A 25,570-nucleotide genomic window follows, 5' to 3' on the forward strand; every position below is an offset into this window, starting at 1 on the left:
GTGGTTCCCTCCTCAGATGCCATTTTGTCGCAGGGGTGCCGGTCTTGGATGCCGGCCTTGTTTGCCTTTTCGCAAAAAGAAAACCTCCGAACGGGTGTTTCCTGAACTTGTCGAAAACGACGCACGACAGGAAAGGAATACATCATGATCACGAGACGTACCGCACTGATCGGGACCGCAATGGCCACTCTGATGGCGGTCGTCCCGGTCTTGGCTGACGAAACGGCAAACCCGACGCTGAATGCGCTGGACCTGCCGGATCAGACCGCGAACCTGGAGCGTGTGCAGGCGACCCTGGTGGCGCCGCCCGCCGTGATGGACCACGACCGGGTTGCCACCGGCGCCCCGAAGATCGTCGAATTCACCATGACCATCGAGGAGAAGACGGTCGTCGTTGATGATCAGGGAACAACGTTCCAGGCGATGACCTTCAACGGCACGATGCCCGGGCCGACCATGGTTGTCCATGAGGGCGATTACGTGGAGTTGACGCTGGTCAATCCCGAGACCAACGAGATGCCCCACAACATCGACTTCCATGCCGCCACCGGCGCACTCGGCGGCGCCGCGCTGACCCTGATCAATCCGGGCGAGCAGGCGACGCTGCGCTTCAAGGCGACCCGCACCGGCACCTTCGTCTATCACTGCGCACCTCCGGGCATGGTGCCCTGGCATGTGGTGTCCGGCATGAGCGGCACGCTGATGGTGCTGCCGCGCGACGGACTGAAGGACGAGCGGGGCACCCCCGTCACCTACGACACGGCCTACACGATCGGCGAGTTCGACCTCTACATCCCGAAGGACGAGAACGGCAATTACATGACCTTCGAGAGCGTCGGCGAATCGTATGCCGATACGCTGGAGGTGATGCGCGGGCTGATCCCGACCCATGTGGTCTTCAACGGTGCCAAGAACTCGCTGACCGGCGACAAGGCCATGACCGCGAAGGTCGGCGAGCGGGTGATGTTCATCCACAGCACCGCCAATCGCGACACCCGTCCGCATCTGATCGGCGGCCACGGCGACCTGGTCTGGGAGACCGGCAAGTTCGCCAACCCGCCCGAGCGTGACCTGGAGACCTGGTTCGTGCGCGGCGGCAGCGCGGCGGTGGCGATCTACGAGTTCCTGCAGCCGGGCATCTACGCCTACGTGAACCACAACCTCATCGAGGCGGCTGAGCTCGGCGCCACCGGCCACGTCAAGGTCGAGGGCGAGTGGAACAACGACCTGATGATGCAGGTCAGTGCTCCGGCTCCCATCGCGGTCCAGTAACCGCAAAGCCGAAACCGACAGCCCGCCACGGCGGGCTGTCGCCTTGCCAACCGGGGAGACGCTGCCATGCTCGCGAAACGGAAAACGACACTCCTGCCGCTCTTTGCGGTTTTGTCGCTGCCACTTCTGGCCGGTGCCGCGTTGCCGGGAGCCGCCGAACCGATGGGCTTGCCGGAGGTGGTGCGGATCGAGGAAAGCACCATCACCTACCGTCTTCCGGGCGAATATCTCGTCGGGCGGACCGCGACCAACGCGCCGCTCGAGGCGATCTCGCTCAAGCGTCCCTTCGAGATCATGCGCCGTCAGGTGACGGCGGGCGAGTACGGGCGCTGCGTCGCCGCCGGGGGCTGTCTTGCTCTCGATACGCCGCAGGACGAGGAGATGCCGGTCGTCGGCATCAACTGGTACGACGCGGCCGCCTACGCCGCCTGGTTCAGCCGGGAAACCGGAGAGACCTGGCGCCTGCCGACCGACAGGGAATGGTCGCTCGCTGCCGGATCGCGCTATCGCGACGACGCCTTGACCGACATTGCCGATGCCCAGGATCCCTCGCGGCGCTGGATCGCGCTCTACGAGGCGGAGACTGCACGCGGCGCCGATGTCGATCCGACGCCCCGGCCGGTCGGCCACTTCGGCAGCAACGAGCATGGCCTTCTGGATATGGGCGGCAACGTCTGGGAATGGACCGACAGCTGCTACCTGCGCCATCGCTTCGATCCGGTCACGGATGCGGAAAGTGTCGTCGAGAACTGCGGCATCCGCATCGCGCAAGGCAGCCACCGGGCCTACATGACCACCTTCTTTCGCGATCCCAAGGCCGGCGCCTGTTCGGTCGGCATTCCGCCCGCCAATCTCGGCATTCGGCTGGTGCGCGATGAACCCGGCGCCCTGCAATGGTTGAAGACATGGATCGGCCTGTAGGCGGCGTCGGGCCGGCCCTTCGCGACAGCGACGAGGACGTGCTGTCGCGGCTGGCCCATGTGCTGCATGAAATGGGGCTGCCCTGCGACTGCCAGGACCAGGTGGAGCGGGCGGTCTCGCTCTTTGCCGAACTGGAGGCGCGGCGCGTGCGCCGGCGGCTGATGGAGGCCGCACGCACCCGTGCGATGCGGCTTGCCGGCTTCATCGCCTATCTCGACGACCTGCGCGAGGGGACGGGCGAGCAGCTCGGTCCGGACGACTGCCTGCTGATCGCCGACACGTTCCGCACCATCGGCCGTACGGCCTCGGAGGGCGCGGCCTGTCTGGAGATGCTGGCCGGACGGCTGGAGGCCACCGGCGAGGGGGAGGCCGGCGGTCAGATCTGACATTCGCGCGGTCCTTGCCAATTCGCTTCGTTCTTTGTCCCGGCACAAAGAGCGCTCGCCGCACGGTGCCTAGGGTCAGGCGTCGCCAGCAGCCAGGGGAGGGCTGACCGGTTGCTCCGGCGACGCCCTTGCCCTTGCTGGCGGACGGAGACCGGCGATGACTTTTCACCCCACCACCTTGCACCGCAAGCCCGCTATTGGCGCCGCGCCCGCTATCGGGCCCGGCCAGCCGGTCGTGCCGCAGTCGGTCAGCGGCCGGTTCCGCCGGCTGAAATGGGCGGCCGTCGGGCTCTGCCTTGCGCTCTACTACGTGCTGCCGTTTCTGCGCTACGACCGCGGGCCCGACCAGCCCGGCCAGGCGATCCTGTTCGATCTGGCGCAGCTGCGCTTCCATCTTGCTGGGCTGGAGCTCAGGCCGCAGGAGCTTTACCTGCTGACCGGCCTGCTGGTGCTCGCGACCATCGTTCTGGTCCTCTCCAATGTGGTTGCGGGCCGGATCTGGTGCGGCTTCTTTTGCCCGCAGACCGTGTGGACGGATCTCTTCCTGTGGGTCGAGCGGCAGCTGGAGGGCGACCGCCGCGAGCGGCTGCGCCAGCTCTACCTGCCGATGACGCCCGCGCGCGTCCTCCGGCGCGGGGTGAAGCACGCGATTTGGCTGGCGATCGCCGCCGGTACGGGCGGGGCCTTCGCGCTCTATTTCGCCGATGCGCCGACCCTTTTGCGAGACATCTTCACCGGCAATGCCTCCAGCGTCGCCTATGGCGCGGTGCTGACCCTGACGCTGACGACCTATGCGCTGGCCGGGTTCGCCCGCGAGAAGATGTGCACCTACATGTGCCCCTGGCCGCGCCTGCAGGGCGCCGTCTGGGACGCGGAAGCCTTCGGCGTCGCCTATCGCGACTATCGCGGCGAGGCGCGCATGTCGGCCAAGAAGGCGGCGGCCGCCCGCGCAAGCGGCCTGCCGGCCGGCGACTGCGTCGACTGCATGGCCTGCGTCAATGTCTGCCCGATGGGCATCGACATCCGCGAGGGGCCGAACCTTGCCTGCATCAATTGCGGCCTGTGCGTCGATGCCTGCGACACGACCATGCAGAAGCTCGACCGGCCGCGCGGGCTGATCGACTACGAGAGCTGGACCAATATCGAGCGCGGCCGCAAGGGCGAGGCTCGGGTGCCGGTGCAGCTGGTGCGGGCGAAGACCGCCGCGCTGGCGCTGGCCGGCCTTGCGACGGCCGTCGCCATCGTGATGGTGGTGGCGACCAGGGCGACCCTGTCGCTCAGCGTGGCCCATGAGCGCAATCCGGTGGCGGTTGAGCTGTCGGACGGGCGGGTGCGCAACGCTTACGAGATCCGTGTCTCGCACGTTGCCGGGGCAGGGGGCACCTTGCTGCTCGGCATCGAGGGCGAGGCCGCCGGCCATGCCGAACTGCGCACGGCCGGCAATCTCGATCCGCAGGCCGAGGGGATTGCCGTCCTGCTCGACGAGCGGGGCAGCCGGCGGCTGCGCGTGACCGTGGCGGCCGAGCCGTCCGCTGCCGGGCCGATCACGTTCCGCCTTGCCGATCCGGTCAGCGGGGAGAGCGTCACTGCCTCGGATTTCTTCAAGATTCCATAAGTTTCTCCGACTTTGCGCTGGCACAACGTTGCAGCGCAGCAGGACGAATATTCCTTCAGACAACGGACCGCGGTGGTCCGCTCAATGGAGACCGAGATGAAACGCACACGGATGTTCGCCCTTGCTCTTGCCACCGTCGCCGCCCTGTCGGGGACCGTCGCCATGGCGGCAGAGCATGAGGTGAAGATGCTCAACAAGGGCGCCAAGGGCGTCATGGTGTTCGAGCCGGATCTCATCAGGATCGCTCCCGGCGATACCGTGCATTTCCGCGCCACCAATCCCAGCCACAACGCCGAGACCGTACCGGGCATGCTGCCCGAGGGCGCTGAAGCCTTCGCCGGCAAGATGAACAAGGACGTCTCCGTGACCTTCACCCAGGAAGGCGTCTACGGGATCAAGTGCAAGCCGCATTTCGCCATGGGCATGGTCGCTGCCGTCGTCGTCGGCGATCCGGTGAACCTCGACGACGCCAAGGCGGTCAAGACGCCGGGCAAGGCGAAGAAGGTCTTCGCGGAGCTGCTCGGCGGCCTGTGAGCTGCCGGCGGCAAGTACGGCCGGGCCGGACGGCGCGCGATTTCCCCCCTCGCGCCGTCCGCTTGACGGGAGGGGTATCAGGAGGCGGGACATGAGCAGATCCCTTCGCGACACCTATTGGCTGACCGGGGGCTTTCGCCCCTTTTTCTTCCTCGGCGCGCTGTCGATGGCCCTGTCGGTGCTGGCCTGGATCCCGATCCTCTCCGGTCATCTGGACCTCCCGTCCGCCTTCGCCCCCCGCGACTGGCACATCCACACCATGCTGTTCGGCGGGGTCTCGGCGATCATCGCCGGCTTTGCGCTGACGGCGGTCGCCAACTGGACCGGCCGCCCGCCCGTCGCCGGCGGCGAGCTGCTCGTGCTCGTGCTTGTCTGGCTCGCCGGGCGCATTGCCGTCACGCTCTCCGCGCTGACGGGAGCCTGGGCGGCGATGGCCGTTGATCTCGCCTTTCCGCTCGCACTGGTCGCCGTCTTCGCCCGCGAGGTGGTCGCCGGCGGCAATCTGCGCAACCTGCGCATCGTCGCGATCGTGGCGCTCTATGGCTTTGCCAACGCAGCCTTCCACACGGAAGCTGCGCTGACCGGCCTTGCCGACCATGCCGCGCGTGCCGGGATCTCCGTGGTGCTTCTTCTGGTCATGCTGATCGGCGGGCGGATCATTCCCGCCTTCACCCGCAACTGGCTGATGCAGCGGCGCGCCCTCGCGCTTCCGGCCGGTTTCTCGCGGCTCGACGGGGCGACCATGCTGGTCTCCGCGGCAGCTCTAGCTGTCTGGATCGCGGTTCCCGATCATCTTGTGACCGCGCTGCTGATGCTGGCCGCGGGCCTGGCCAATGGGGTGCGCCTGTCGCGCTGGTGCGGGCTGGCGACGCGCAGCGATCCGCTGCTGCTGATCCTGCATCTGGGCTTTGCCACGGTGCCGCTCGGCTTCGTGCTGGAGGGCCTGTCGATCCTGCTTCCCGGCGTGCTGGAGCCTTCCGCCGCCGCCCATGTTTGGACCACCGGCACGTTCGGCATGATGACGCTGGCGGTGATGACGCGGGCAAGCCGCGGCCATTCCGGCCATCCGCTGGCCGCCGGTCGGCTGGAAGTGGCGATCTACGCGCTCGTCGCGCTCGGCGCGGCGGCCCGGGTGCTTGCGCCCTATGCGACAGGTTGGGGCGGCGACTGGATGGTGCACCTCTTCGCCTGCGCCGCGCTGCTGTGGGCGCTGGCCTATCTGCTCTTTGCCGCCGGCTATGCGCGCATGCTGCTGTGGCGGCCGGGCCTGCCGGTGCGTCGGCCATGACCGCCACTACCGGTGACTCCGATGCGATCCGCGTGCTGCCGGCCATCACGCCCTGTGCCGCGCTGCGCCTTGCCGCCTGCCGCTTCTTCGCGATCCTGCTCGCCGCCTATCTTCTGTCCGGTTCGGCCCGCGCGGTGCTGGTCGATCCGGCTGCCGGCCCGCTGGCCGGCGCGCTGCTGGAGGCGATATGGCTGGTCTCGGCCGGGCTGCTTGCCACCGCATTGATGCCCTGGGGGCTGCTGACGCCGCGCCGTGCCCTCGCGCTCGCCGTGCTGACGGCACTGGCGCTCGTCGTCAGCGATGCGCTGGTGGCGGTGTTCCTGTGCGGCATTCCCGTGCCGCGCCATTTCGCTCGCTTCGCGCGGATCGACGGCACCATCCAGGCCGCCGCCTTCGTCACCGCGCTCGTCCTGCCGCTGGCAGTGTCCTTGCGAAGGCAGTGAGGGCGCGCGGAACCTCTCCCGAAACGACAAGGCCCCGGACATCGGGTGATGTCCGGGGCCTCGTTGTCTGGTCGGGCCGGGCGAGCCGGCCCTTGCCTCAGCTGCAGCCGCTGGTGCTGCCGCAGGTGTCGCACTTCAGGCAGGTGCCGTTGCGCACCATCGTGAAGTTGGCGCATTCCGGGCAGCTCTCGCCTTCGTAGCCCTTCATGCGGGCCTGGGCGATCCGCTCGGCCGCGCTCGGCGCCTGCTGGGCAGGGGCGGTCGTGCTGATCTCGACCCGGGCGGCCGCTTCCGAGCCGCGGGCGAAGGCGGCAGCCACCGCCGTCGTCTGCGCGATCGGCGCATTGCCGAGCTCGGCGGCGATCGCCTTGGTCAGGCTGCCGGCCGGCTCGCCGCCGCCGACAAGGCGGAAGCGCTCGGTCTGGCCGCGGATCAGGCCGTGCGAGACGACGCCCTGGTGACCCTTGCCGCCGCGCTCCTCGGCCTCGGCCGAGGCCTTGGCCGACTGGCCGAAGACCTCCGGCGGGACGTGGGCCAGCTCGTGGCGGTCCAGATAGGACACGGCCAGCTCGCGGAACACGTAGTCGAGCACCGAGGTGGCGTTCTTGATCGCGTCGTTGCCCTGCACCATGCCCGCCGGCTCGAACTTGGTGAAGATGAAGGCGTCGACATACTCCTCCAGCGGCACGCCGTATTGCAGGCCGAGCGACACCGAGATGGCGAAGTTGTTGATGAAGGCGCGCAGGGCCGAGCCTTCCTTGTTCATGTCGATGAAGATCTCGCCGAGGCGGCCGTCATCGTATTCGCCGGTGCGCAGGAAGATCGTGTGTCCGCCGATCTTGGCCTTCTGGGTGTAACCCTTGCGGCGGGTCGGCAGCTTCTCCTGCTGGCGAACGACACGCTCGACGATCCGCTCGACGATCTTCTCGGCGACGATCTCGGCGCGCGCAGCCTGCGGCTGGGCGACCAGGGCCTCGACCGCATCCTCCTCGTCCTCGTCCACATCGGACAGGAGCTGGGAGTTCAGCGGCTGCGACAGCTTGGAACCGTCGCGGTAGAGGGCGTTGGCCTTCAGCGCCAGGCGCCAGGAGAGCAGGTAGGCCTCCTTGCAGTCGGCGACGGTGGCGTCGTTCGGCATGTTGATCGTCTTGGAGATCGCGCCGGAGATGAACGGCTGGGCCGCCGCCATCATGCGGATGTGGCTCTCCACCGACAGGAAGCGCTTGCCCAGACGCCCGCACGGGTTGGCGCAGTCGAAGACCGGATAGTGCTCGGTCTTCAGGAAGGGCGCGCCCTCCAGCGTCATGGCACCGCAGACATGGGTGTTGGCGGCCTCGATCTCCTGGCGGGAGAAGCCGAGATGCGCCAGCAGCTCGAAGTCCGGGTCGTCCAGCTTCTCGGCCGGCACGTTCAGCGCCTTGGTTAGGAAGTCGTCGCCCAGCGTCCAGCGGTTGAACACGAACTTGATGTCGAAGGCGGACTTGAGCGCACCGGCGACCTTGGCCAGCGCCTCATCGTCGAAGCCGCGCGAGCGAAGCGTCGACGGGTTGATCGCCGGCGCCTGGTCGAGCGAGCCGTGACCGACCGCATAGGCCTCGATCTCGGCGATCTCGCTCTCGGAATAGCCGAGGGTGCGCAGGGCTTCCGGCACCGCGCGGTTGATGATCTTGAAGTAGCCGCCGCCGGCCAGCTTCTTGAACTTCACCAGCGCGAAGTCGGGCTCGATGCCGGTCGTGTCGCAGTCCATGACGAGGCCGATCGTGCCGGTGGGCGCGATGACCGTCGACTGGGCGTTGCGGTAGCCGTGCTTTTCGCCGAGCTCCAGCGCGCGGTCCCAGGCGAGCTTTGCCCGCTCGATCAGGATCGGCTGCGTGCAGGAGGCATGGTCGAGCGGCACGGGCAGGGTGCTCAGGCCCTCGTAGCCGGAGGCCTCGCCGTAGGCGGCGCGGCGATGGTTGCGGATGACGCGCAGCATGTGCTGGGCATTGTCCGCATAGCCCGGGAAGGGGCCGAGCTCGCCGGCCATCTCGGCCGAGGTGGCGTAGGCGACGCCGGTCATGATCGCGGTCAGGGCACCGCAGATCGCGCGGCCCTCGTCGCTGTCATAGGGAATGCCCGAGGTCATCAGCAGGCCGCCGATATTGGCGTAGCCGAGGCCGAGCGTGCGGTAACGGTAGGAGAGTTCCGCGATCTCCTTGGACGGGAACTGCGCCATCAGCACCGACACCTCGAGCACGACGGTCCACAGGCGGACGCAGTGCTCGTAGGACTCGACGTCGAAATTGCCGTTGGCCTCACGGAACTGCAGCAGGTTCAGCGAGGCGAGGTTGCAGGCCGTGTCGTCGAGGAACATGTACTCGGAGCACGGGTTCGACGCACGGATCTCGCCGGAGGCCGGGCAGGTGTGCCAGTCGTTGATGGTGGTGTGGTACTGGATGCCGGGATCGGCCGAGGCCCAGGCGGCATAGCCGATCTGCTCCCACAGCTCGCGGGCCTTCAGCGTCTTGGTGACGCGGCCGTCCTTGCGGGCGGTCAGGCTCCAGTCGCCGTCATCCATCACGGCGGTGAGGAAGCCGTCCGTCACGCGCACCGAATTGTTGGAATTCTGGCCGGAAACCGTGAGGTAGGCCTCCGAATCCCAGTCGGTGTTGTAGGTCGGGAACTCGATCTTGGTGAAGCCCTGGCGCGCGAACTGGATGACGCGCTGGATGTAGTTTTCCGGCACCATCATCTTCTTGGCGGCGCGGATCTCGCGCTTGAGCGCCGGGTTCTTGGCCGGGTCGAAGCAGTCGCCGTTGTCCGCCTCGCAGTTGACGCAGGCCTTCATGATGGCGGTCAGGTGCTTCTGGCAGATCTTCGAGCCGGTGACGAGGGCGGCGACCTTCTGCTCCTCGCGGACCTTCCAGTTGATGTAGTCCTCGATGTCCGGATGGTCGATGTCGACCACCACCATCTTGGCGGCGCGGCGCGTGGTGCCGCCCGACTTGATGGCGCCGGCGGCGCGGTCGCCGATCTTCAGGAAGCTCATCAGGCCGGAGGACTTGCCGCCGCCCGACAGCTTCTCGCCTTCGCCGCGAACGCGGGAGAAGTTGGAGCCGGTGCCGGAGCCGTACTTGAACAGGCGCGCCTCGCGGACCCACAGGTCCATGATGCCGTTCTCGTTGACGAGATCGTCCTCGACCGACTGGATGAAGCAGGCATGCGGCTGCGGATGCTCATAGGCGGTCGCCGAGCGGGTCAGCTCGCCGGTCTGGAAATCGACATAGAAATGGCCCTGGCTCGGGCCGTCGATGCCATAGGCCCAGTGCAGGCCGGTGTTGAACCACTGCGGGCTGTTGGGGGCGACCTTCTGGGTCGCCAGCATGTAGCGCAGCTCGTCGTAGAAGGCCTGGGCGTCGGCCTCGCTGTCGAAGTAGCCGCCCTTCCAGCCCCAGTAGGTCCAGGTGCCGGCGAGACGGTCGAACACCTGGCGGGCGTCGGTCTCGGAGCCGTAGCGCTCCTCCTCGGGCAGCTTCTTCAGCGCCTTCTGGTCGGCTTCCTGGCGCCACAGCCAGGAGGGAACGGTGTTCTCCTCGACCGGCTTCAGGCGGGCCGGGACGCCGGCCTTGCGGAAGTACTTCTGTGCCAGAATATCGGCTGCGACCTGCGAGAACTGGGCCGGAACGTCAATGTTTTCAAGCCGGAAGACGATCGAGCCGTCCGGATTGCGAATCTCGCTGGTGGCAACGCGAAACGCGATGTCGGCATAGGGAGACTGGCCCTCCCTCGTGTAGCGCCGCTCGATCTTCATCCAAAAGCCCCTTTCGTGTATCCGGCCATCGGGCCGGCCATGTCTGTCGCGGCCAGGCCGCATGAATTGATGTCGCGGCCAGGCCGCGTCGGTACCGGTCGCGGATCGGCCGCGAGCGGGCAGGGCGGCCACGCCGCCGAACCTGCGCGTCTTGCGATGCGCCGGCCGTCGCCTGCCTGCCTGTTTGAATGCCGCAACCTGTAGCCGCGGTCGTTATCCTTGGATGATGCCTAGATATAGTAGGCCATCGCTTTTGTGTCACGATATATCGTCAACGCGAGGCGCAATTTTCCGACGTCGCGAACCGCCGCGGTCGTGACGCCGAAACCGGGAGACCCCGGATACGCTGCTGCAGTTGATGAGGACGCGGGGCACGCACGGCTTGTCGCCGGCCCCAACCTTGCTGCGATTACCTGACGCGCTAAAGGTAGGGTGAATCGTTGGTGAGCGTCAAGCGTTGTGAGCAACCTGTTGTGGTCACTTTTTGCCCGAACGCAAAATGTAGTGTGTCCGTGTGGATAACGAGGATGAGGGACGAATCGGCCTTTTGCCGGCAAATGCGGCCCGCCGCCAGCGCACGGGCAATGCGGGCGGCTCTTTGCCTTATCCCCGCCAGCCAGCAGGCCCCGCCGGGCCGGTTATCCCCGCAAAAGCGGGGGCGGGGATTGCAAGCCTCTTTCCCCCCTCAGGTAGAAACGGCGGAAAACCGCCATTTCCAGCGAGGCGATTTTCGCGAGTTCGCGTAGAATCGGCTCAATTTTCGAGAAAATAACACCGAACTCGCCGCAATTTTAGGAAGTTTGTCCGAAAATCGTCTTGTCCCGCTCAATCGCGGGGAAATCCGGGCGTGGTTCACTGGCATCCTGCGAGAGAAGGATGACGGCTTTGGCCCGGATGACGCGGCACTACGCATACGGACTGGATATGGACGACCTGGATGTCGTGGTCGTCGACGATTCGAAGCCGATGCAGGCGATCCTGCGCTCGACCCTGCTTTCGTTCCGCGTGCGCCGGGTACGGACCTTCGACACCGCAGAAGCGGCGCTGGAGATGATGCGGCTCGACCCGCCCAATTTCGTGATCACCGACTGGCTGATGAAACCGATGAGCGGCCTGGCGCTGCTGCGCACGCTGCGTCAGCGCAAGATGGCGCCGCTGTGCTTCCTGCCGGTGGTGGTGTGCACCGCCCATGGCACGCGGACGCTGATCGACCGGGTGCTGCGCGACGGGGCGCAACATGTGGTGGCCAAGCCGCTGTCGCCCTCCGGCCTGTACGACCGGCTGATGTGGACGCTGCGCGACGACCGCCAGCTGGTGATGAGCGACAGCGGGCGCTATGTCATCGAAGGCGTTGCCGACACGCTCGACGAGAAGGCGCGCAAGTGGCAGCAGATCGGCATCGAGCGCGAGATCGTCGCGCCGAAGTCCGGCCCCCGGCGGGACCTTGCCGCGCCGGTGCAGGCGGCGGAGACGAGCGACACCGCCTCCAAGCCGCGCAACGGCTTCGCTACGGTGCGCCCGAAGCGGTCCCAGCCGGCCGCCTGAGCTGCCTGCCCGGGCCCTTGGGCGCAGGAAACCCTTTCCCGGGACGCGCCGCCGCATTGCGAAACGGGCGAGGGTGCGCTATGCGAAAGCCAGACAGACAAACCGGGACGCCGCCTTCGATGAAAACGCTGCTGCAATTCTTCACCTGGTGGAACAGCGCGACCTGGGGTACGCGCTTCTTTACCTGGCGCAAGGGCGAGTTCGTCGGCAAGGACGAGTTCGGCAACGCCTACTATCGCGAGCGCGGCGGCAACCGCCGCTGGGTGATCTACAACGGCCTGGCCGAGGCCTCGATGATTCCTCCCGGCTGGCACGGCTGGATGCACCACCGCACCGACACGCCGCCGACCGAGGCCGACTACACGGCCCGCGCCTGGGAGGCGCCGCATCACGGAAACCGCACCGGCTCGCATGAGGCCTACCGTCCGAAGGGCTCGATCCTGACGGCCGAGAGCCGGCCGAAGGTTTCGGGCGACTACCAGGCCTGGACGCCGGAAGGCTGACATTGCTTCATGCAGCAGGTGAAGATCCTGCCGTAACGAATTGAAAGAACGCCGGCCTTCGTGGCCGGCGTTTTTGTTTTGGGCGCTCGGTCGGCTGACTGCGGTCGGCGTGGGGGAATGCCTTTCCTCGCGTCATTCCGGGCAAGCGAAGCGCGACCCGGAACCGGAGAGCCAAGGTGGTCGCGGGGTCGTGCCGGAGTGCCGTCGATGGGCCCTCGGCTCTCCGATCCCGGCTCTGCGGCCGGGATGACGAAAGGAGAGGGCGGTGCGGGATGACGACGGCGAAGGCGGTGCAAGGGACGCAACCGCTCTGGCAGCCAATGGGCCCCGGCTCGCGCTTCGCTTGGCCGGGGGTGACGGCAGAGGGGATGGGAGTCCGTGCCACTCGCTCAGGCCGTCATCCCGGCCGCAGGCAAAGCCGGAGAGCCGGGATCCATTGGTACCCTCTGCGGGTATGAGGTGGAGGGAAGCGCCATCTCAACGACTGTCATACCTGCGAAGGCAGGTATCCAGTATCCGCCGGGGGCGGATGGTGGCGCGAAGGCAGAAGCCGCTGAAGTTCCGGCGGCAATGCCGAGGTCTGTCTCGAACCGCTCGGGTTACTGGATCCCGGTCTTCGGCTTCGCCGAAACCGGGATGACATCCTGTGGGTGGGACGGACGACGTGCATTCCTTGCCGAGTTGATGACGAGGGGCGAAGGCAGTGCAAGGGACGCTGCCGCTCTGGCAGCCAATGGGCCCCGGCTCGCGCTTCGCTTGGCCGGGGGTGACGGCAGAGGGGATGGGAGGTCGTGCCTCTCCCTTCCGTCAGACCGTGCCGCCGAGATCGGCGCCGAGGTCCTGCAGCTCCTTGCCGCCGGCCATCAGGTTCTGCAGCTCGTCGATGGTGATCTCGCCGCGCGTGTGGGTGCCGAGCGTGCGCCCGCGGTTGAGCACGGTGAAGCGGTCGCCGACCGCATGGGCGTGGCGGACATTGTGGGTGATGAAGATCACCCCGAGCCCCTTGGCCCGCACCTGATTGATGTATTTCAGCACCATCGAGGTCTGGGCGACGCCGAGCGCCGAGGTCGGCTCGTCGAGGATCAGCACCTTGGCGCCGAAATAGACTGCCCGGGCGATCGCCACGCATTGCCGCTCGCCGCCCGACAAGGTGCCGACCGCCTGCTGCGGGTCGCGCACGTCGATGCCGATGCGCCGCATCTCCTCGCGCGTCACCGTGTCCGCATGGACCATGTCCATGTGCCGGAACGGCCAGACGCCCTTGAGCGGCTCGCGGCCCATGAAGAAATTGCGGGTGATCGACATCAGCGGGATCATCGCCAGGTCCTGGTAGACGGTGGCGATGCCGGCATCGAGCGCGTCGCGCGGGCTGTCGAAGGCGACCTCCCGGCCACTGACGAGGAAGGTGCCCGCGGTCGGCCGATGCACGCCCGAGAGCGTCTTGATCAGCGTCGACTTGCCGGCGCCGTTGTCGCCGAGCAGGCACAGAACCTCGCCGGCATGCACCTTCATCGAGATGCCGCCGAGCGCGATGACCGAGCCGAAATGCTTGACGAGGTCGCGCACCTCGATCAGCGGAACGGACGGTGCCGGGTCCGAATGTGCAAGAGCTGTCGCGGCCATGGTCAGCGCTCCCCCGTTGCCCGCTTGCGGATGTAATTGTTGAACAGCACCGCGATCAGCAGCATCCCGCCGAGGAACACCAGGTACCAGTCCTGGTCGATGTCGGTATAGGTGAGGCCGATCAGCACCATGCCGAAGATGATGGCGCCGAAGAAGGCGCCGATGGCCGAGCCGTAGCCGCCGGTCAGCAGGCAGCCGCCGATCACCGCCGCGATGATCGCCTCGAACTCCTTCTGGAAGCCGCGGCGGGCATCGGTGGAGCCGGCATCAAGCACGGTGAGGATGGCGACCAGCGCCGCGCACATGGCGGTCACCATGAACAGGATGGTCTTGACCCGCGTGACCGGAACGCCGGAATTGCGCGCGGCAGCCGCATCGCCGCCGGCGGCGAAGATCCAGTTGCCGAAGCGGGTGCGCAGCAGCACCCAGGTGGCCACGAGCGCGATGGCCGCGAACCACAGGATCTCGACCGGAACGCCGGTGACCTTGGGCGTGCCGTTTCGGAAGGTCTCGATATAGTCGTTGGCGGCGAGCCAGGCGAACAGGCCTTCGAAGGCATCGCCCGAGAACAGCTGCAGCACCGGCCCGTCGCCGGCCACCTCCTTGACGCCGCGCAGCTGGGTGGACCCGCCGGTCGCCCATTTCAGCCCGACCAGGGTGAGGCCACGCAGGATGAACAGGAAGGCCAGCGTGACGATGAAGGAGGGCAGGCCGGTGCGCAGCACGATCTGGCCGTTGATCGCGCCGATGCCGGCGGCAAAGGCCAGCGTCGCGGCAATGGCGACGATGAGCGGCATGTCCCACACCACCAGCACCGTACCGAAGGCAAGGCCGGCAAAGGCGACCATCGAGCCGACCGACAGGTCGAACTCGCCGCCGACCATCAGCAGCGCCGCGCCGATGGCGAGAATGCCGAGCTGGGCGGCGGGGGCCATGAAGTTCATGACGCCGGCGAGCGAGAACATCGCCGGATTGGCCACCGTGACGAAGAAGAGGGTGACCAGAACGAGACCCGCCAGCGCGCCGAGCTCCGGCCGGCGCAACAGCCTGGTCGCCAGCCCCGTCTTTCTCAGCCGCTCGTCCGCGCTCTCGCCCCCGGTGTTGCCGGAAGGGGCGGTCGCCTGTGCTTCACTCATCGAACCTGTCCTCAAGATGCCGGATATCGAAAGCCGCAGCCGGGCCAGGCAGGGCGCAGCCGGGTGGCCGCGCCCCACCGGGCGAACCGGCAAGGTCTTGCGTCGGCGAATGCCGGATCAGCGCCGGATCAACGAATGCCCTGGGCGGACAGCTCGACGACCTGGCCGGCCTTTTCCTTGGTGATCAGGTTCGGGCCCGAGGCGACATTGCCGCCCGGCATCAGGCCGAAGCGGGCATGGTTGGCCAGGAACACCACCGGCAGGTAGCCCTGCAGGAACTGCTGCTGGTCGATGGCGAAGGCGGCCTCGCCATCGGCAACCGCCTGCAGGAAGTTCGCCGACATGTCGAAGGTGGCGACCTTGACCTGCTCCAGCATGCCGCTGTCCTTGACCGCCTGCAGGCTGGGCTCGCCGCCGAGCGAGGCGCTGAGCGCGATCACCGTGTCGACATCGCCGTCGGAGGCGAGCGCGGCCTTCACCTTGGCGAGGATCTCGGCCGGGTCGTTGGTGGTCGGCAGCACGGAGACCGAGCCGCCGAAGCCGTCGGCAAAGCCCTGGCAACGCTGGTCGAGCGAGACGTTGCCGACCTCGTGGTTGACGCAAAGGCCCTTCTTGCCGCCCATCTCGGCGAGTGCCTCGCCGGCCTTCTTGCCTGCGTCGTATTCTTCCTGGCCGACATGGAGCGCCGCGCCGAGCGAGGCCGACACGTCGGAGCCGGAATTCATCGAGATGACCGGAATGCCGGCGGAGACCGCCTTGCGGATCGAATCGCCGAGCGCATCGCCGTCAGGGATCGAGACGATCAGCCCGGCCGGCTCCTGGTTGACGGCGGCATCGATGAGCTGGGCCATCGCCACCATGTCGAAGGTCTCCGGCGCGCGGTAATCGACCGTGACGCCCATGTCCTCGCCGGCCTTGGCGACGCCGTTCTTGACCACCGACCAGAACGGATCGGACGCCTGGCCGTGGCTAACCACGATAATGTTGATATCCTGCGCCGTTGCCGGCGCAGTGCCGGCAGAGGCTGCCAGACCGACGACGGCGGCAGCCGTCAGCAGACGAGCGACGAAACGTTTCATGTGTCTTCCTCCCATTGCCCCGCATGCGGGGCTCCTGACCTCTTCCGCTCCCGCCCGCCGACCGGTCGCCGGCCTCGCACGAGGCGTTTCCCGGCTGTCCGCGCCTCCCGCGCGCCCTCCGGAAAAATCAGAATGACGCATTCCAAAACGCATCATATGGAATTTTTATTCCATTTATGGTTTGACGGTGTCAAGCTGAAATCGGCCGCGCCGCAGCGTCAGACGACGCGAGGCGGCGTGCGCGCGAGGAAAACCGGGACCGGGGCGAGCAAGGGAGGACGCCGATGAGCGACAAGGATGCCGAGGCGGCCGATGGGGCGGTGCCGCCGCGCGACTACGACGGATTGCGGGCGCTCTTGATCGAGAAGAAGCCGGCGATGCCCAAGCGCCTGGCCCAGGTCGCGGCCTTTGCGGTCGACCGGCCGGACGACGTGACCTTCGGCACGGTGGCGGTGATCGCCGAGCAGGCCGGCGTGCAGCCCTCGACGCTGGTGCGCTTTGCCCAGTCGCTCGGCTATCAGGGCTTTTCGGAGCTGCAGGACGTGTTTCGCGCCCGGCTGCGCGAGCGCTGGCCGGACTATGACGAGCGGTTGGAAGTGCTGCGGCGGCGCAGCGGCGACAGCCATGGCGCCCACGCGCTGTTCGGCGATTTCGTCGACACGGCCGTCGCCTCGCTGCTGCGCATGCGCAACTCGCTCGCCCCGGACGTGATGGACGAGGCGGCACGCGCGATGGCGCGCGCCCGGGTGATCTATCTGGTGGCGCAGCGCCGCGCCTTCCCGGTCTCCGCCTATATGGCTTACGCGCTGTCGAAGCTCGGCATGGCGGCGGTGCTGGTCGACAATCTCGCCTCGCTCGGCCCCGAGCAGGCCTCGGCCGCCGGCCCGCAGGACCTGATGGTGGCGGTGAGCTTCACCCCCTACGCCTCGCTGACGGTGGATGTCGCCAATGCGGCGGCCGCGCGCGGCGTGCCGGTGCTGGCGCTGACGGATTCGCCGTTCTCGCCGCTGATCCAGTCGGCAAAGGTTGTGGTGGAGGTGGCGGAGGCCGACCTCGGCGCCTTCCGCTCGCTGTCCGGTACGCTGTGCCTTGCCATGGCCCTGTGCGTGGCGGCCGCAGAAATGCGCCGCGACGGGGTGGGCCAGGCGAGCTGAGGCCGGCCGGCTAGCCGGCGACGGGCGCGCCCGGGGGCATCGTCGCCGGGCTGCGGTCGAACTTCGAGGCGAGCACGATGGAGGATTGCGAGCGGCGCACGCCGGGCACCACGGCGATCTCGTCTAGCGCCTCGTCGAGATCCTCCAGCTGCGGCGCCTCCACCACCAGGAAGATGTCGAACTCGCCGGCAATGGTCAGGCAGGTGCGGATCTCGGGAAAACTCGCCAACCGGCGGATCGTCTCGCGCATCTGCTGCTGCTCGACCGCCAGCATGACGAGGGCGCGGACCGTGGTGCCGGTGTCGGGGCGGGCAAGGACGGCCGTATAGCCGGCAATCGCCCCGGTGCGCTCCAGCCGGGCGATGCGCTCATGCACGGTGGAGCGGGCGACGCCGAGCCGCCGGGCGATATCCGCCGTCGGCATGCGAGCATTCATCTGCAGCAAGGCGATCAGCTTGCGGTCCAGCGCATCCCGGCCTGTGGTCATGACGATCCGTCCGTTTTCCGTCGATCTGCCGGTTATAGCGGCAGTGCGTCGGCAGGTCCGGAGGAATCGCCAAGGCCGCTGAGCAAGGCGGACGAGAGGGCAGGGCAGAGACGGAAGGGGGGCTGGCGGGGCGCTGGCCCCGTCAGTCAGGCGACATCAGTCAGGCGACGCGGGTGTCGTCGGCCTCGACGTCGGGGTCGCTCTCGCAGCGCACCAGATTGCGCCCGGCGTCCTTGGCCGCGTAGAGCGCGGTGTCGGCGCGTGCGATCATCGACTGCGGGGTGTCGTTGCCGCGGAAGGTCGAGACGCCGATGGAAATGGTGATGCGGCCGAGATTCTCGCCGGTGGAGCGCTTGACCAGCTCCTTGGACAGCACCGCGCGGCGGATGTGCTCGGCGACGGTGACCGCCTGGCGCAGCGAGGTGTGCGGCAGCAGGATGGCGAATTCCTCGCCGCCATAGCGGCAGGCGACGTCATGGCCCTTGACGTTCTGCTTGACCGCGAGGGCGACAAGACGGAGCACCTGGTCGCCGGTCTGGTGGCCGTAGGTGTCGTTGAACTTCTTGAAATGGTCGATGTCGGTGAGCAGCAGCGACAGCGGCTCCTGGCTCTGCGAGGCGTCCTTCACCATCCGCTCGATCGTGTGATCGAAATGCCGGCGGTTGCTGAGCGTGGTCAGCTCGTCGGTGAGCGACTCGTAGCGGATCGCCTCCAGGCTCTCCTGCAGCTCCTCGATCTGGCGCCGCGACTCGATGAGCTGGCCTTCGAGCTGGCGGTTCGAGCCGGCGGTGTTGCGGGTGGCGAGCAGCAGATGGGCGACCAGCTGCTTGAGCTGTTGCGGGTCCTGCAGCGTCTCCAGCTGGGCTTGCGCGCCTTCCAGCGACTGGCCGTATTCGGTGACGGACTCAACGCTCTGGCCGAGCATGTCGACCATGTCGCGGATCTCGTCGGACAGCTTCTCGCCGACCTCGTCGATGCGGTCGCCAAGTTTCGTCGGCGACAGGAAGCTGTTGTAGATCTGCTGCAATTGTTCGGTGGTGACGGTGCCCTTGGCGCCGACGATCTCGTTGACCGCGCGGTTCAGCGAATGATTGAAACCCGCCGCATAGGTGTACCAGAGCTCATAGAAACGCGGATAAGCCGGCAAGACATTCTTGCGGATATATTTGAGGGCTGCGTCACCGTAGACGATGGTGCGCTTGTGATCGTCTTCCTGGGCCATGCGATGTTCCACACGTCTCGGTTTTGTGCCAGGAGGATGCACGCGACCTCGAAACTCAATGTAGTTTGTACAATTGTCATTTAAGCCTTAAGGCACGGTTAAGCTTATCTTAAAGTTCCGTCAACGGAATCCGGCGTCGAAAGGCGGATTATTCCGTAAAAACGGCCGGCGCAACTTTCACGCGCAGAATTTCGCCAATCACGCGAAGTTGCGCGGCAGGATGCGCGGAGCCGTTCTGCCGGTTTTCGGTTGCATTTTGCTGTGGTGGGAAAGAATGACCCGGCATCTTGTGCCGGATGGACGGCACGCGGGCGGCCCCGGCAAGGCCTCAAGAAAAAGGGCGGGGCCAAAAGAAAAGGGCAGGCGCGAGGCCTGCCCTGTGTCTGTCCGGCGGAGAAGATGCTGCAGAATCAGCCCTTGGAGGGACGGATCTCGCGCAGCAGGAAGGCCGGGACGTGATCGCCGAGGCCGATGACCGGCTCGTCGTCGTCCTGCCGGCGGCGGTTGCCGCCACGGCGGTTGTCGGAGCCGCCCTTGCCGCCGGAACGCTCACGCGAGGGAGCGGCATTCTGGTCGCGGCGCGGTGCGCGGTCGCGCGGCGCATTGCGCTGCTCACCGCCGCCGGAGCGACCGGAGGACACGGGCTTTTCGGCTGCGGGCCTGGCCTCGGCCACCGGCTCGGCAGCGGGCTGCTTCGCCTCGGCCGTCTTGGCTTCGGCCTTGTCGGCGCCGCGTGCGGGCTTGCTCTCGGCCTTGGCGTCGTCCTTGGTCTCGCTCTTCGCCGCGCTGCGACGCTTGCGAGCGGGACGCTCGGCGGCGGCCTCGTCCGACGACGCTTCCGCCTCGGCCTTGCGGCCACGGCCGGAAGAGGAGGAGCGGCCGCCGCGGCGCGGACGATCGGCCGCCTCCGCGGAGAAGTCGATCTCTTCGTCGAGCCAGGGGATCTTGCGCTCGATCAGCTTCTCGATCGCCTGCAGGTACTTCTGGTCGCCGGGCGTCACCAGGGTGATGGCGACGCCGCTGCGGCCGGCGCGGCCGGTGCGGCCGATGCGGTGGACATAGTCCTCCGCATGGGTCGGAATGTCGTAGTTGTAGACGTGGCTGACGGCGGGAATGTCGAGGCCGCGGGCGGCCACGTCGCTGGCCACCAGCAGGGTCAGCTCGTTCTTGCGGAACTGCTCCAGCGTTGCCATGCGCGAGCGCTGGTCCATGTCGCCATGCAGCGCGCCGACCGAGTACTCGTGCCGCTGCAGCGAACGGAACACGGTCTGCACGTCGCGCTTGCGGTTGCAGAAGATGATCGCGTTGGTGAGGTTCTCGGCCTGGTCGATCATGCGGCGCAGCGTGGCGCGCTTGTCGAAGTCCTTGGAGCCCGAGGCGACGATGTTCTGCGTCACGGTCTCGGCGGTGGAGGAGGCGCGGGCCACCTCGACGCGGGCCGGATTGTGCAGGAACGTGTCGACGAGACGCTGGATCTCCGGCGGCATGGTGGCCGAGAAGAACAGGGTCTGGCGGGTGAAGGGGATCAGCTTGCAGATCCGCTCGATGTCCGGGATGAAGCCCATGTCGAGCATGCGGTCGGCCTCGTCGATGACGAGAATGTCGACGCCCTGCAGCAGCAGCTTGCCGCGCTCGGTATGGTCGAGCAGGCGGCCCGGCGTGGCGATCAGCACGTCGACGCCGCGGTCCAGCTTCTTGTCCTGGTCGCCGAACGAGGTGCCGCCGATCAGGAGCGCCACGTTGAGCTTGTGGTTGATGCCGTACTTGTTGAAGTTCTCTTCCACCTGGGCGGCGAGCTCGCGCGTCGGCTCGAGAATGAGCGTGCGCGGCATGCGAGCCCTGGCGCGGCCCTTTTCGAGCAGCGTCAGCATCGGCAGGGTGAAGGAGGCGGTCTTGCCTGTACCGGTCTGGGCGAGACCCAACACGTCGCGCTTCTGCAGCACGTGCGGGATGGCAGCAGCCTGAATGGCGGTGGGTTCGGTGTAGCCGGCCGCTTCAACGGCAGCGAGCACTTTCTCGCTCAGTCCAAGTGAGGAAAAGGACATATGACCTTGATGGTATGACAGGGACGAAAGCCAGGCCCCGACAGCGTCCTGAAGGGTTGGCACTTTGGCGCGCACACTACAGTTTCAAAATAAATTGTCAATGACACACAGTCGCAGCACCGTTCTTGCCAAGAATTTCGCTCAGGATCGCCCGACGCGGCGCGGGTCAGTTACTTGCCGGTTGAAACAGGTAACCAGCAGTATCGTCGTTTTCCAGAAACAGCTCATAAGTGGTGTCGCCCATGTCGACGAAGGCGACGACGCCGTGCGGGTCCGCCTCGCTGCGCAGTCCGGCCACGCGCGCGGCCAGCTCGCCCGCCTCGGAAACCTCGACCGGAGCCTTGCCTTCGCGCAGCACGAAAAGCCGGTCGCGCGAGGTCTCGCGGGCGACGACGAAAGAGGTGCCCGCGCCCTCCGGCCCGGGCAGGCGGGTCAGCCCCTGCAGCTCGCCCGGCAGGGCGGCGACGATGTCCGACACCGGGTCGGCGCGCACGGGAAGGGCGGGCAGGACGATGAGCGAGGCGGCAAGGCCGGCAATAGCGAAGGCGAGACGTGCGGTCATGGTCGGGTCCTCCTGCGGTTTGACGTCCGGCCGTGCGGCCTGGCGGATGCGGGGCGGCACATGATGTCAGGCGTGCGCCGGAACGACCGGCAGGGCCAGCGTCGTGCCCTCATAGAAGTTTCGATAGTCGGCCGCATAGCGGCGGCGCACGGACAGGCGTAGCGCCGGCTCGATCTCGGCCACCAGGGCGGCAATCGCCCCGGCATGGGGATCGCGGATGCCCGGGAGCGGGCCGATGTCGACGCCGCAGGCCTGCGACAGCTCGGAGCGCAGGTCCTGCCAGTCGGCCTCGCCGGTCTCGTGGCGCAGCACGCGCGAGGGCAGCAGGCGGGCCTTGTGGGTGAGGATCGCGGTCTGCGAGCGGTAGGCGTTGGGGCTCTTCCAGTCCGGCATGGCGCACACGCGCGCAACGAAGCCGGCGAAATCGTCGCCGGGGCGGAAGGCGCGGTCGGCGCCGGGGGGCGGCGCGGTCTCGGTTCGCATGCGGTGGAAACAGGCGGCAAGCCGGGTCAGCGGATCGCGCACCACGGAAAAGACCAGCGCGCCGGGATGACGGCGTACGAGCTGACGCCCGGACAGGAGGTTGAGCCCGTCCGCCCAGGAGGCGAGGGTGCCGGTGGCATAGACGGAGGCATCGCCGGCTTGCGCATCATGGCAGCCGTCTTCGCAGCCATCGTCCTCGAACTCGTCGTCAAAGCCATCGTCGAACCCGTCATCCTCGAACGGGTCCTGCGCGGTGTTCGATGTCAGGTGCAAAAGGGCGTGGCGAATATCTTCGCTCGCCGAGTTCGGGCAGCGGCCATAGGCCAGGCCCAGATGCGGAAGCACGAGAAAATTGTGATCCCGCAGCGGCCGGCGACGGCGAAGATAGGCGTGGAAGATCGCCTTCAGCACTGCTGCGACGTCCTGTGACTGGGCCCCCGGAACGCCGGGGCGTCGAGGGGCCTGGTTGCGGGGCACCTGCCGGCGGTTCGCCGGGGCTGCTCTTTCACCAGCAATACTGGAGGAGCTGTATGGCCGAAAAACGATTTTTTACGTTTTCGGACGGTCGAGAGCTCCTTTAGAACCTTGCAACCCTAGATGTCGAGCTCCTCGGCGAAGCGCGCATTCTCCTGGATGAACTGGAAACGCGCCTCGGGCTTGTTGCCCATCAGCCGTTCCACGGCCGAGCCGGTCGCCTCCGGATCGAGACTGTCGATCTCGACGCGCAGCAGGCTGCGCTTCTTCGGATCCATCGTCGTCTCCTTGAGCTGGGCGGGAAGCATCTCGCCGAGGCCCTTGAAGCGGCCGATGTCGACCTTGGCATTGCCCTTGAACTCGCGGGCGAGCAGCGCGTCCTTGTGGGCATCGTCGCGCGCATAGAGCGTGCGCCCGCCCTGGGTCAGCCGGTAGAGCGGCGGGTTGGCGAGGTACAGGTGGCCGTTGCGGATCAGCTCCGGCATCTCGCGGTAGAAGAAGGTGATCAGCAGCGAGGCGATATGGGCGCCGTCGACGTCGGCGTCGGTCATGATCACCACCTTCTCGTAGCGAAGGTCGGCATCGCGATAGGTCTTGCCCGTGCCGCAGCCGAGCGCCTGGATCAGGTCGGCGAGCTGCTGGTTGGCGACGAACTTGTCGCGCCCGGCGCTGGCGACGTTGAGGATCTTGCCGCGCAGGGGCAGGACGGCCTGGTTGAGCCGGTTGCGGGCCTGCTTGGCGGAGCCGCCGGCCGAATCGCCCTCGACGATGAACAGTTCCGAGCCGGCCGCCTGGTTGGAGGCACAGTCGGCGAGCTTGCCCGGCAGGCGCAGCTTGCGCACCGCGGTCTTGCGGGCGACGTCCTTTTCCTGGCGGCGGCGCAGGCGCTCGTCGGCGCGGTCGATCACCCATTCCAGCAGCTTGTTGGCCTGGTTCGGCGAGGCGGTGAGCCAGTGGTCGAAGGCATCGCGCACGGCCGTCTCGACGATGCGGGTCGCCTCGGAGGTCGCCAGCTTGTCCTTGGTCTGGCCGACGAATTCCGGCTCGCGGATGAAGACGGACAGCATGGCGCCGGCCGAGGTGACGATGTCGTCGCCGGTGATGACGGCGGCCTTCTTGTTGCCGGTCAGCTCGGCATAGGCCTTGAGCCCGCGCAGCAGGGCATAGCGCAGGCCCGCCTCGTGCGTGCCGCCCTCGGGGGTGGGCACGGTGTTGCAGTAGGAATTGATGAAACCGTCGCCGGCGAACCAGGTCACGGCCCACTCGACGGCGCCGTGGCGGCCGGTCTCGCGGGTGCGCCCGGCGAAGGTGTCGTCGATGACGCGGCGCTCCTTGCCGAGCGCGTCCTGGAGATAGTCGCGAAGCCCGCCGGGGAAGTGGAAGGTGGCTTCCGCCTCGACGCCCTCCCGCTCGGCGACCGCCGGATCGCAGCGCCAGCGGATCTCGACGCCGGAGAAGAGATAAGCCTTGGAGCGCGCCATCTTGAACAGGCGCGCCGCCTTGAAGGCCGCGCCCTTGCCGAAGATCTGCTCGTCGGGAACGAAGCGCACCAGGGTGCCGCGCCGGTTCTGCACGTCGCCGACGCATTCCAGCGGGCCGGCCGGCACGCCGCGGCGGAACACCTGGCGGTAGAGTTTGCGGGCGCGGGCGACCTCCACGGTCAGCTCTTGCGACAGGGCGTTGACCACGGAGACGCCGACGCCGTGCAGGCCGCCGGACGTCTCGTAGACCTTGCTGTCGAACTTACCGCCCGCGTGCAGCGTGGTCATGATGACCTCTAGCGCGGACTTGTCGCGATGCTTGGGGTGCGGGTCGACCGGAATGCCGCGGCCGTTGTCGACGACGGTCAGGCTGCCGTCGGCTGCCAGCATCACCTCGATCCAGCTGGCATGGCCGGCGACCGCCTCGTCCATCGAGTTGTCGATGACCTCGGCAAAGAGATGGTGCAGGGCGCGCTCGTCGGTGCCGCCGATATACATGCCGGGCCGCCGGCGCACCGGCTCCAGCCCTTCCAGCACCTCGATATGCTCTGCCGTGTAGTCGGAGCCGTCGCCCCGTTCGGCCCGGGCCGGCGCGCTGCGGCGGGCGGCCGGCGCGCTCGAGGCGGGGCGCCCAGCCGGGTCGGCCTGCGGACCCTTGCTGACGGGGGCGGGCGCACCGCCGGCTTCGAAGAGATCGTTCTCGGTGGTCATGCTCTATCCGGTCGGGGGCGCCAGGCTGCGCCCGAATCAACTGTGATTCTGCCAAGTGCGATGGATTCGGCCAAGGATCAAGCCTTCAGGCCCCCGCAGACAACCGTTTTTCAACGGATCGCCGGCATGATGGGCACCGTGGTCGTCACGGGGCCTTGGCCCATGCACGAGGGAAAGCGTCATGAACATCATTTCGTCCAGTCATGTAGCGCGTCGGGCCGACCTGGTGGCAGCCGGAGCGCTGCTCGTCTCGGCGCTGCTCAACATTCTCGTGGCGTGAGGGGCAAAGCGGTGTCGGAGGCCGGCCTTGTCGTTTGTGACGAGTCTGCAACAGTGTTGCCGGACTCGTGCAAGGGGCGCTCAATCGGGGCGCTCATGCCGCGTTTCGGCCATCTTTTGACGGCCACCGTGGAGCGTGCCCGATGCCAGAGACCGCGATTGCGGCGACGGGGTGACGGACACGGTCCTACTCTTGCCCAGTTGCCGGTTTAGGCTCCGCAACAGTCAGGGAAGAGTTGGCCCGCAAGGCGGCAGTTGGCGACTGGCAGGTTCGCCGCAGGCTGGAAGCGGGCAATCCGGGAGGGTCACCTTCCGGACAAGGATCAAGGGGCAAAACAACAGGGGGGACGTGGCGCCGAAATGCGCCGCGCAACCTGACGGACCCGCCCGGGTGCAAAGGCGTTGGAGCCTTGGTCGACCGGTCGACGGATCCGCGAAGAAAGGACAGGACGCTTGCGCGAAGGGCGGGCTTTCACGATGCGACACGGCCGCGGTTGCGGCCGGCTCATGAAGGCGTGCGACCCGGCGCGGGCGCGA

The 25,570-nt window shown here is 67.3% G+C and carries 20 protein-coding genes; 10 read left to right on the forward strand and 10 right to left on the reverse strand.

Annotated features, from left to right (window positions below):
* Window positions 1-144 precede the first annotated feature (144 nt).
* The 7 genes from nirK to ACVJ6E_RS08125 all read left to right on the forward strand — a co-directional run bounded on the left by nirK (window position 145) and on the right by ACVJ6E_RS08125 (window position 6,459).
* A complete protein-coding gene (gene nirK / locus ACVJ6E_RS08095) occupies window positions 145-1,272 on the forward strand; it encodes a copper-containing nitrite reductase (RefSeq protein ID WP_120267811.1) in 1,128 nt (375 codons plus the stop codon).
* A 66-nt stretch (window positions 1,273-1,338) separates the two neighbouring features.
* On the forward strand, window positions 1,339-2,193 hold the full coding sequence (locus tag ACVJ6E_RS08100) for an SUMF1/EgtB/PvdO family nonheme iron enzyme (protein WP_491676421.1): 855 nt from the start codon (window positions 1,339-1,341) through the stop codon (window positions 2,191-2,193).
* Complete coding sequence (locus tag ACVJ6E_RS08105) at window positions 2,178-2,579, forward strand: hypothetical protein (RefSeq protein WP_120267813.1); 402 nt, start codon at window positions 2,178-2,180, stop codon at window positions 2,577-2,579. The genes ACVJ6E_RS08100 and ACVJ6E_RS08105 overlap by 16 nt, the downstream gene beginning before the upstream one ends.
* Window positions 2,580-2,736: 157 nt before the next feature.
* The gene (gene ccoG, locus ACVJ6E_RS08110) at window positions 2,737-4,194 is read left to right on the forward strand and encodes a cytochrome c oxidase accessory protein CcoG (protein WP_120267814.1); all 1,458 of its coding nucleotides are present in this window, start codon (window positions 2,737-2,739) and stop codon (window positions 4,192-4,194) included.
* Window positions 4,195-4,290: 96 nt separating this feature from the next.
* Window positions 4,291-4,728 carry a pseudoazurin gene (locus ACVJ6E_RS08115; protein ID WP_067218050.1) on the forward strand — a complete coding sequence of 146 codons (438 nt, stop codon included), beginning with the start codon at window positions 4,291-4,293 and terminating at the stop codon, window positions 4,726-4,728.
* 91 nt (window positions 4,729-4,819) lie between these two features.
* Entirely contained in the window at window positions 4,820-6,016 is a 1,197-nt protein-coding gene (locus ACVJ6E_RS08120; protein ID WP_120267815.1) for an NnrS family protein, read from the forward strand.
* On the forward strand, window positions 6,013-6,459 hold the full coding sequence (locus ACVJ6E_RS08125; protein ID WP_147421824.1) for a hypothetical protein: 447 nt from the start codon (window positions 6,013-6,015) through the stop codon (window positions 6,457-6,459). The genes ACVJ6E_RS08120 and ACVJ6E_RS08125 overlap by 4 nt, the downstream gene beginning before the upstream one ends.
* Window positions 6,460-6,556: 97 nt before the next feature.
* Here the strand turns inward: ACVJ6E_RS08125 and ACVJ6E_RS08130 are convergent, their stop codons facing one another.
* Complete coding sequence (locus ACVJ6E_RS08130; protein WP_120267817.1) at window positions 6,557-10,249, reverse strand: vitamin B12-dependent ribonucleotide reductase; 3,693 nt, start codon at window positions 10,247-10,249, stop codon at window positions 6,557-6,559.
* A gap of 924 nt (window positions 10,250-11,173) precedes the next feature.
* Between ACVJ6E_RS08130 and ACVJ6E_RS08135 the strand changes: the two genes are divergently transcribed.
* Window positions 11,174-11,794: a response regulator gene (locus ACVJ6E_RS08135; RefSeq protein ID WP_158592632.1), complete on the forward strand. Its 621-nt coding sequence runs from the start codon at window positions 11,174-11,176 to the stop codon at window positions 11,792-11,794.
* Window positions 11,795-11,913: 119 nt separating this feature from the next.
* Window positions 11,914-12,297: an NADH:ubiquinone oxidoreductase subunit NDUFA12 gene (locus tag ACVJ6E_RS08140; protein WP_120267819.1), complete on the forward strand. Its 384-nt coding sequence runs from the start codon at window positions 11,914-11,916 to the stop codon at window positions 12,295-12,297.
* Window positions 12,298-13,104: 807 nt separating this feature from the next.
* Here the strand turns inward: ACVJ6E_RS08140 and ACVJ6E_RS08145 are convergent.
* The 3 genes from ACVJ6E_RS08145 to ACVJ6E_RS08155 form a co-directional block, all read right to left on the reverse strand.
* A complete protein-coding gene (locus ACVJ6E_RS08145) occupies window positions 13,105-13,920 on the reverse strand; it encodes an ATP-binding cassette domain-containing protein (protein ID WP_120267820.1) in 816 nt (271 codons plus the stop codon).
* 2 nt (window positions 13,921-13,922) lie between these two features.
* On the reverse strand, window positions 13,923-15,056 hold the full coding sequence (locus tag ACVJ6E_RS08150) for an ABC transporter permease (protein ID WP_120267821.1): 1,134 nt from the start codon (window positions 15,054-15,056) through the stop codon (window positions 13,923-13,925).
* A gap of 128 nt (window positions 15,057-15,184) precedes the next feature.
* A complete protein-coding gene (locus ACVJ6E_RS08155) occupies window positions 15,185-16,135 on the reverse strand; it encodes a sugar ABC transporter substrate-binding protein (RefSeq protein WP_120267822.1) in 951 nt (316 codons plus the stop codon).
* A gap of 284 nt (window positions 16,136-16,419) precedes the next feature.
* Between ACVJ6E_RS08155 and ACVJ6E_RS08160 the strand changes: the two genes are divergently transcribed.
* The gene (locus ACVJ6E_RS08160; protein WP_120267823.1) at window positions 16,420-17,289 is read left to right on the forward strand and encodes a MurR/RpiR family transcriptional regulator; all 870 of its coding nucleotides are present in this window, start codon (window positions 16,420-16,422) and stop codon (window positions 17,287-17,289) included.
* 10 nt (window positions 17,290-17,299) lie between these two features.
* Here ACVJ6E_RS08160 and ACVJ6E_RS08165 read toward each other — a convergent pair whose 3' ends face one another.
* The 6 genes from ACVJ6E_RS08165 to parE all read right to left on the reverse strand — a co-directional run bounded on the left by ACVJ6E_RS08165 (window position 17,300) and on the right by parE (window position 24,754).
* A complete protein-coding gene (locus ACVJ6E_RS08165; RefSeq protein WP_120267824.1) occupies window positions 17,300-17,776 on the reverse strand; it encodes an Lrp/AsnC family transcriptional regulator in 477 nt (158 codons plus the stop codon).
* A gap of 160 nt (window positions 17,777-17,936) precedes the next feature.
* Complete coding sequence (locus ACVJ6E_RS08170) at window positions 17,937-18,998, reverse strand: GGDEF domain-containing protein (RefSeq protein WP_120267825.1); 1,062 nt, start codon at window positions 18,996-18,998, stop codon at window positions 17,937-17,939.
* A gap of 410 nt (window positions 18,999-19,408) precedes the next feature.
* Window positions 19,409-21,043, reverse strand: coding sequence for a DEAD/DEAH box helicase (locus tag ACVJ6E_RS08175; protein ID WP_120267826.1), 1,635 nt, complete (start codon window positions 21,041-21,043; stop codon window positions 19,409-19,411).
* Between the two features lie 166 nt (window positions 21,044-21,209).
* The gene (locus ACVJ6E_RS08180) at window positions 21,210-21,605 is read right to left on the reverse strand and encodes a hypothetical protein (protein ID WP_120267827.1); all 396 of its coding nucleotides are present in this window, start codon (window positions 21,603-21,605) and stop codon (window positions 21,210-21,212) included.
* Window positions 21,606-21,671: 66 nt separating this feature from the next.
* Window positions 21,672-22,499: a sulfotransferase family 2 domain-containing protein gene (locus ACVJ6E_RS08185; protein ID WP_120267828.1), complete on the reverse strand. Its 828-nt coding sequence runs from the start codon at window positions 22,497-22,499 to the stop codon at window positions 21,672-21,674.
* Window positions 22,500-22,681: 182 nt separating this feature from the next.
* Complete coding sequence (gene parE / locus ACVJ6E_RS08190) at window positions 22,682-24,754, reverse strand: DNA topoisomerase IV subunit B (RefSeq protein WP_120267829.1); 2,073 nt, start codon at window positions 24,752-24,754, stop codon at window positions 22,682-22,684.
* Window positions 24,755-25,570: the final 816 nt, after the last annotated feature.

Source organism: Stappia sp. G46H5W (genome assembly GCF_058448995.1).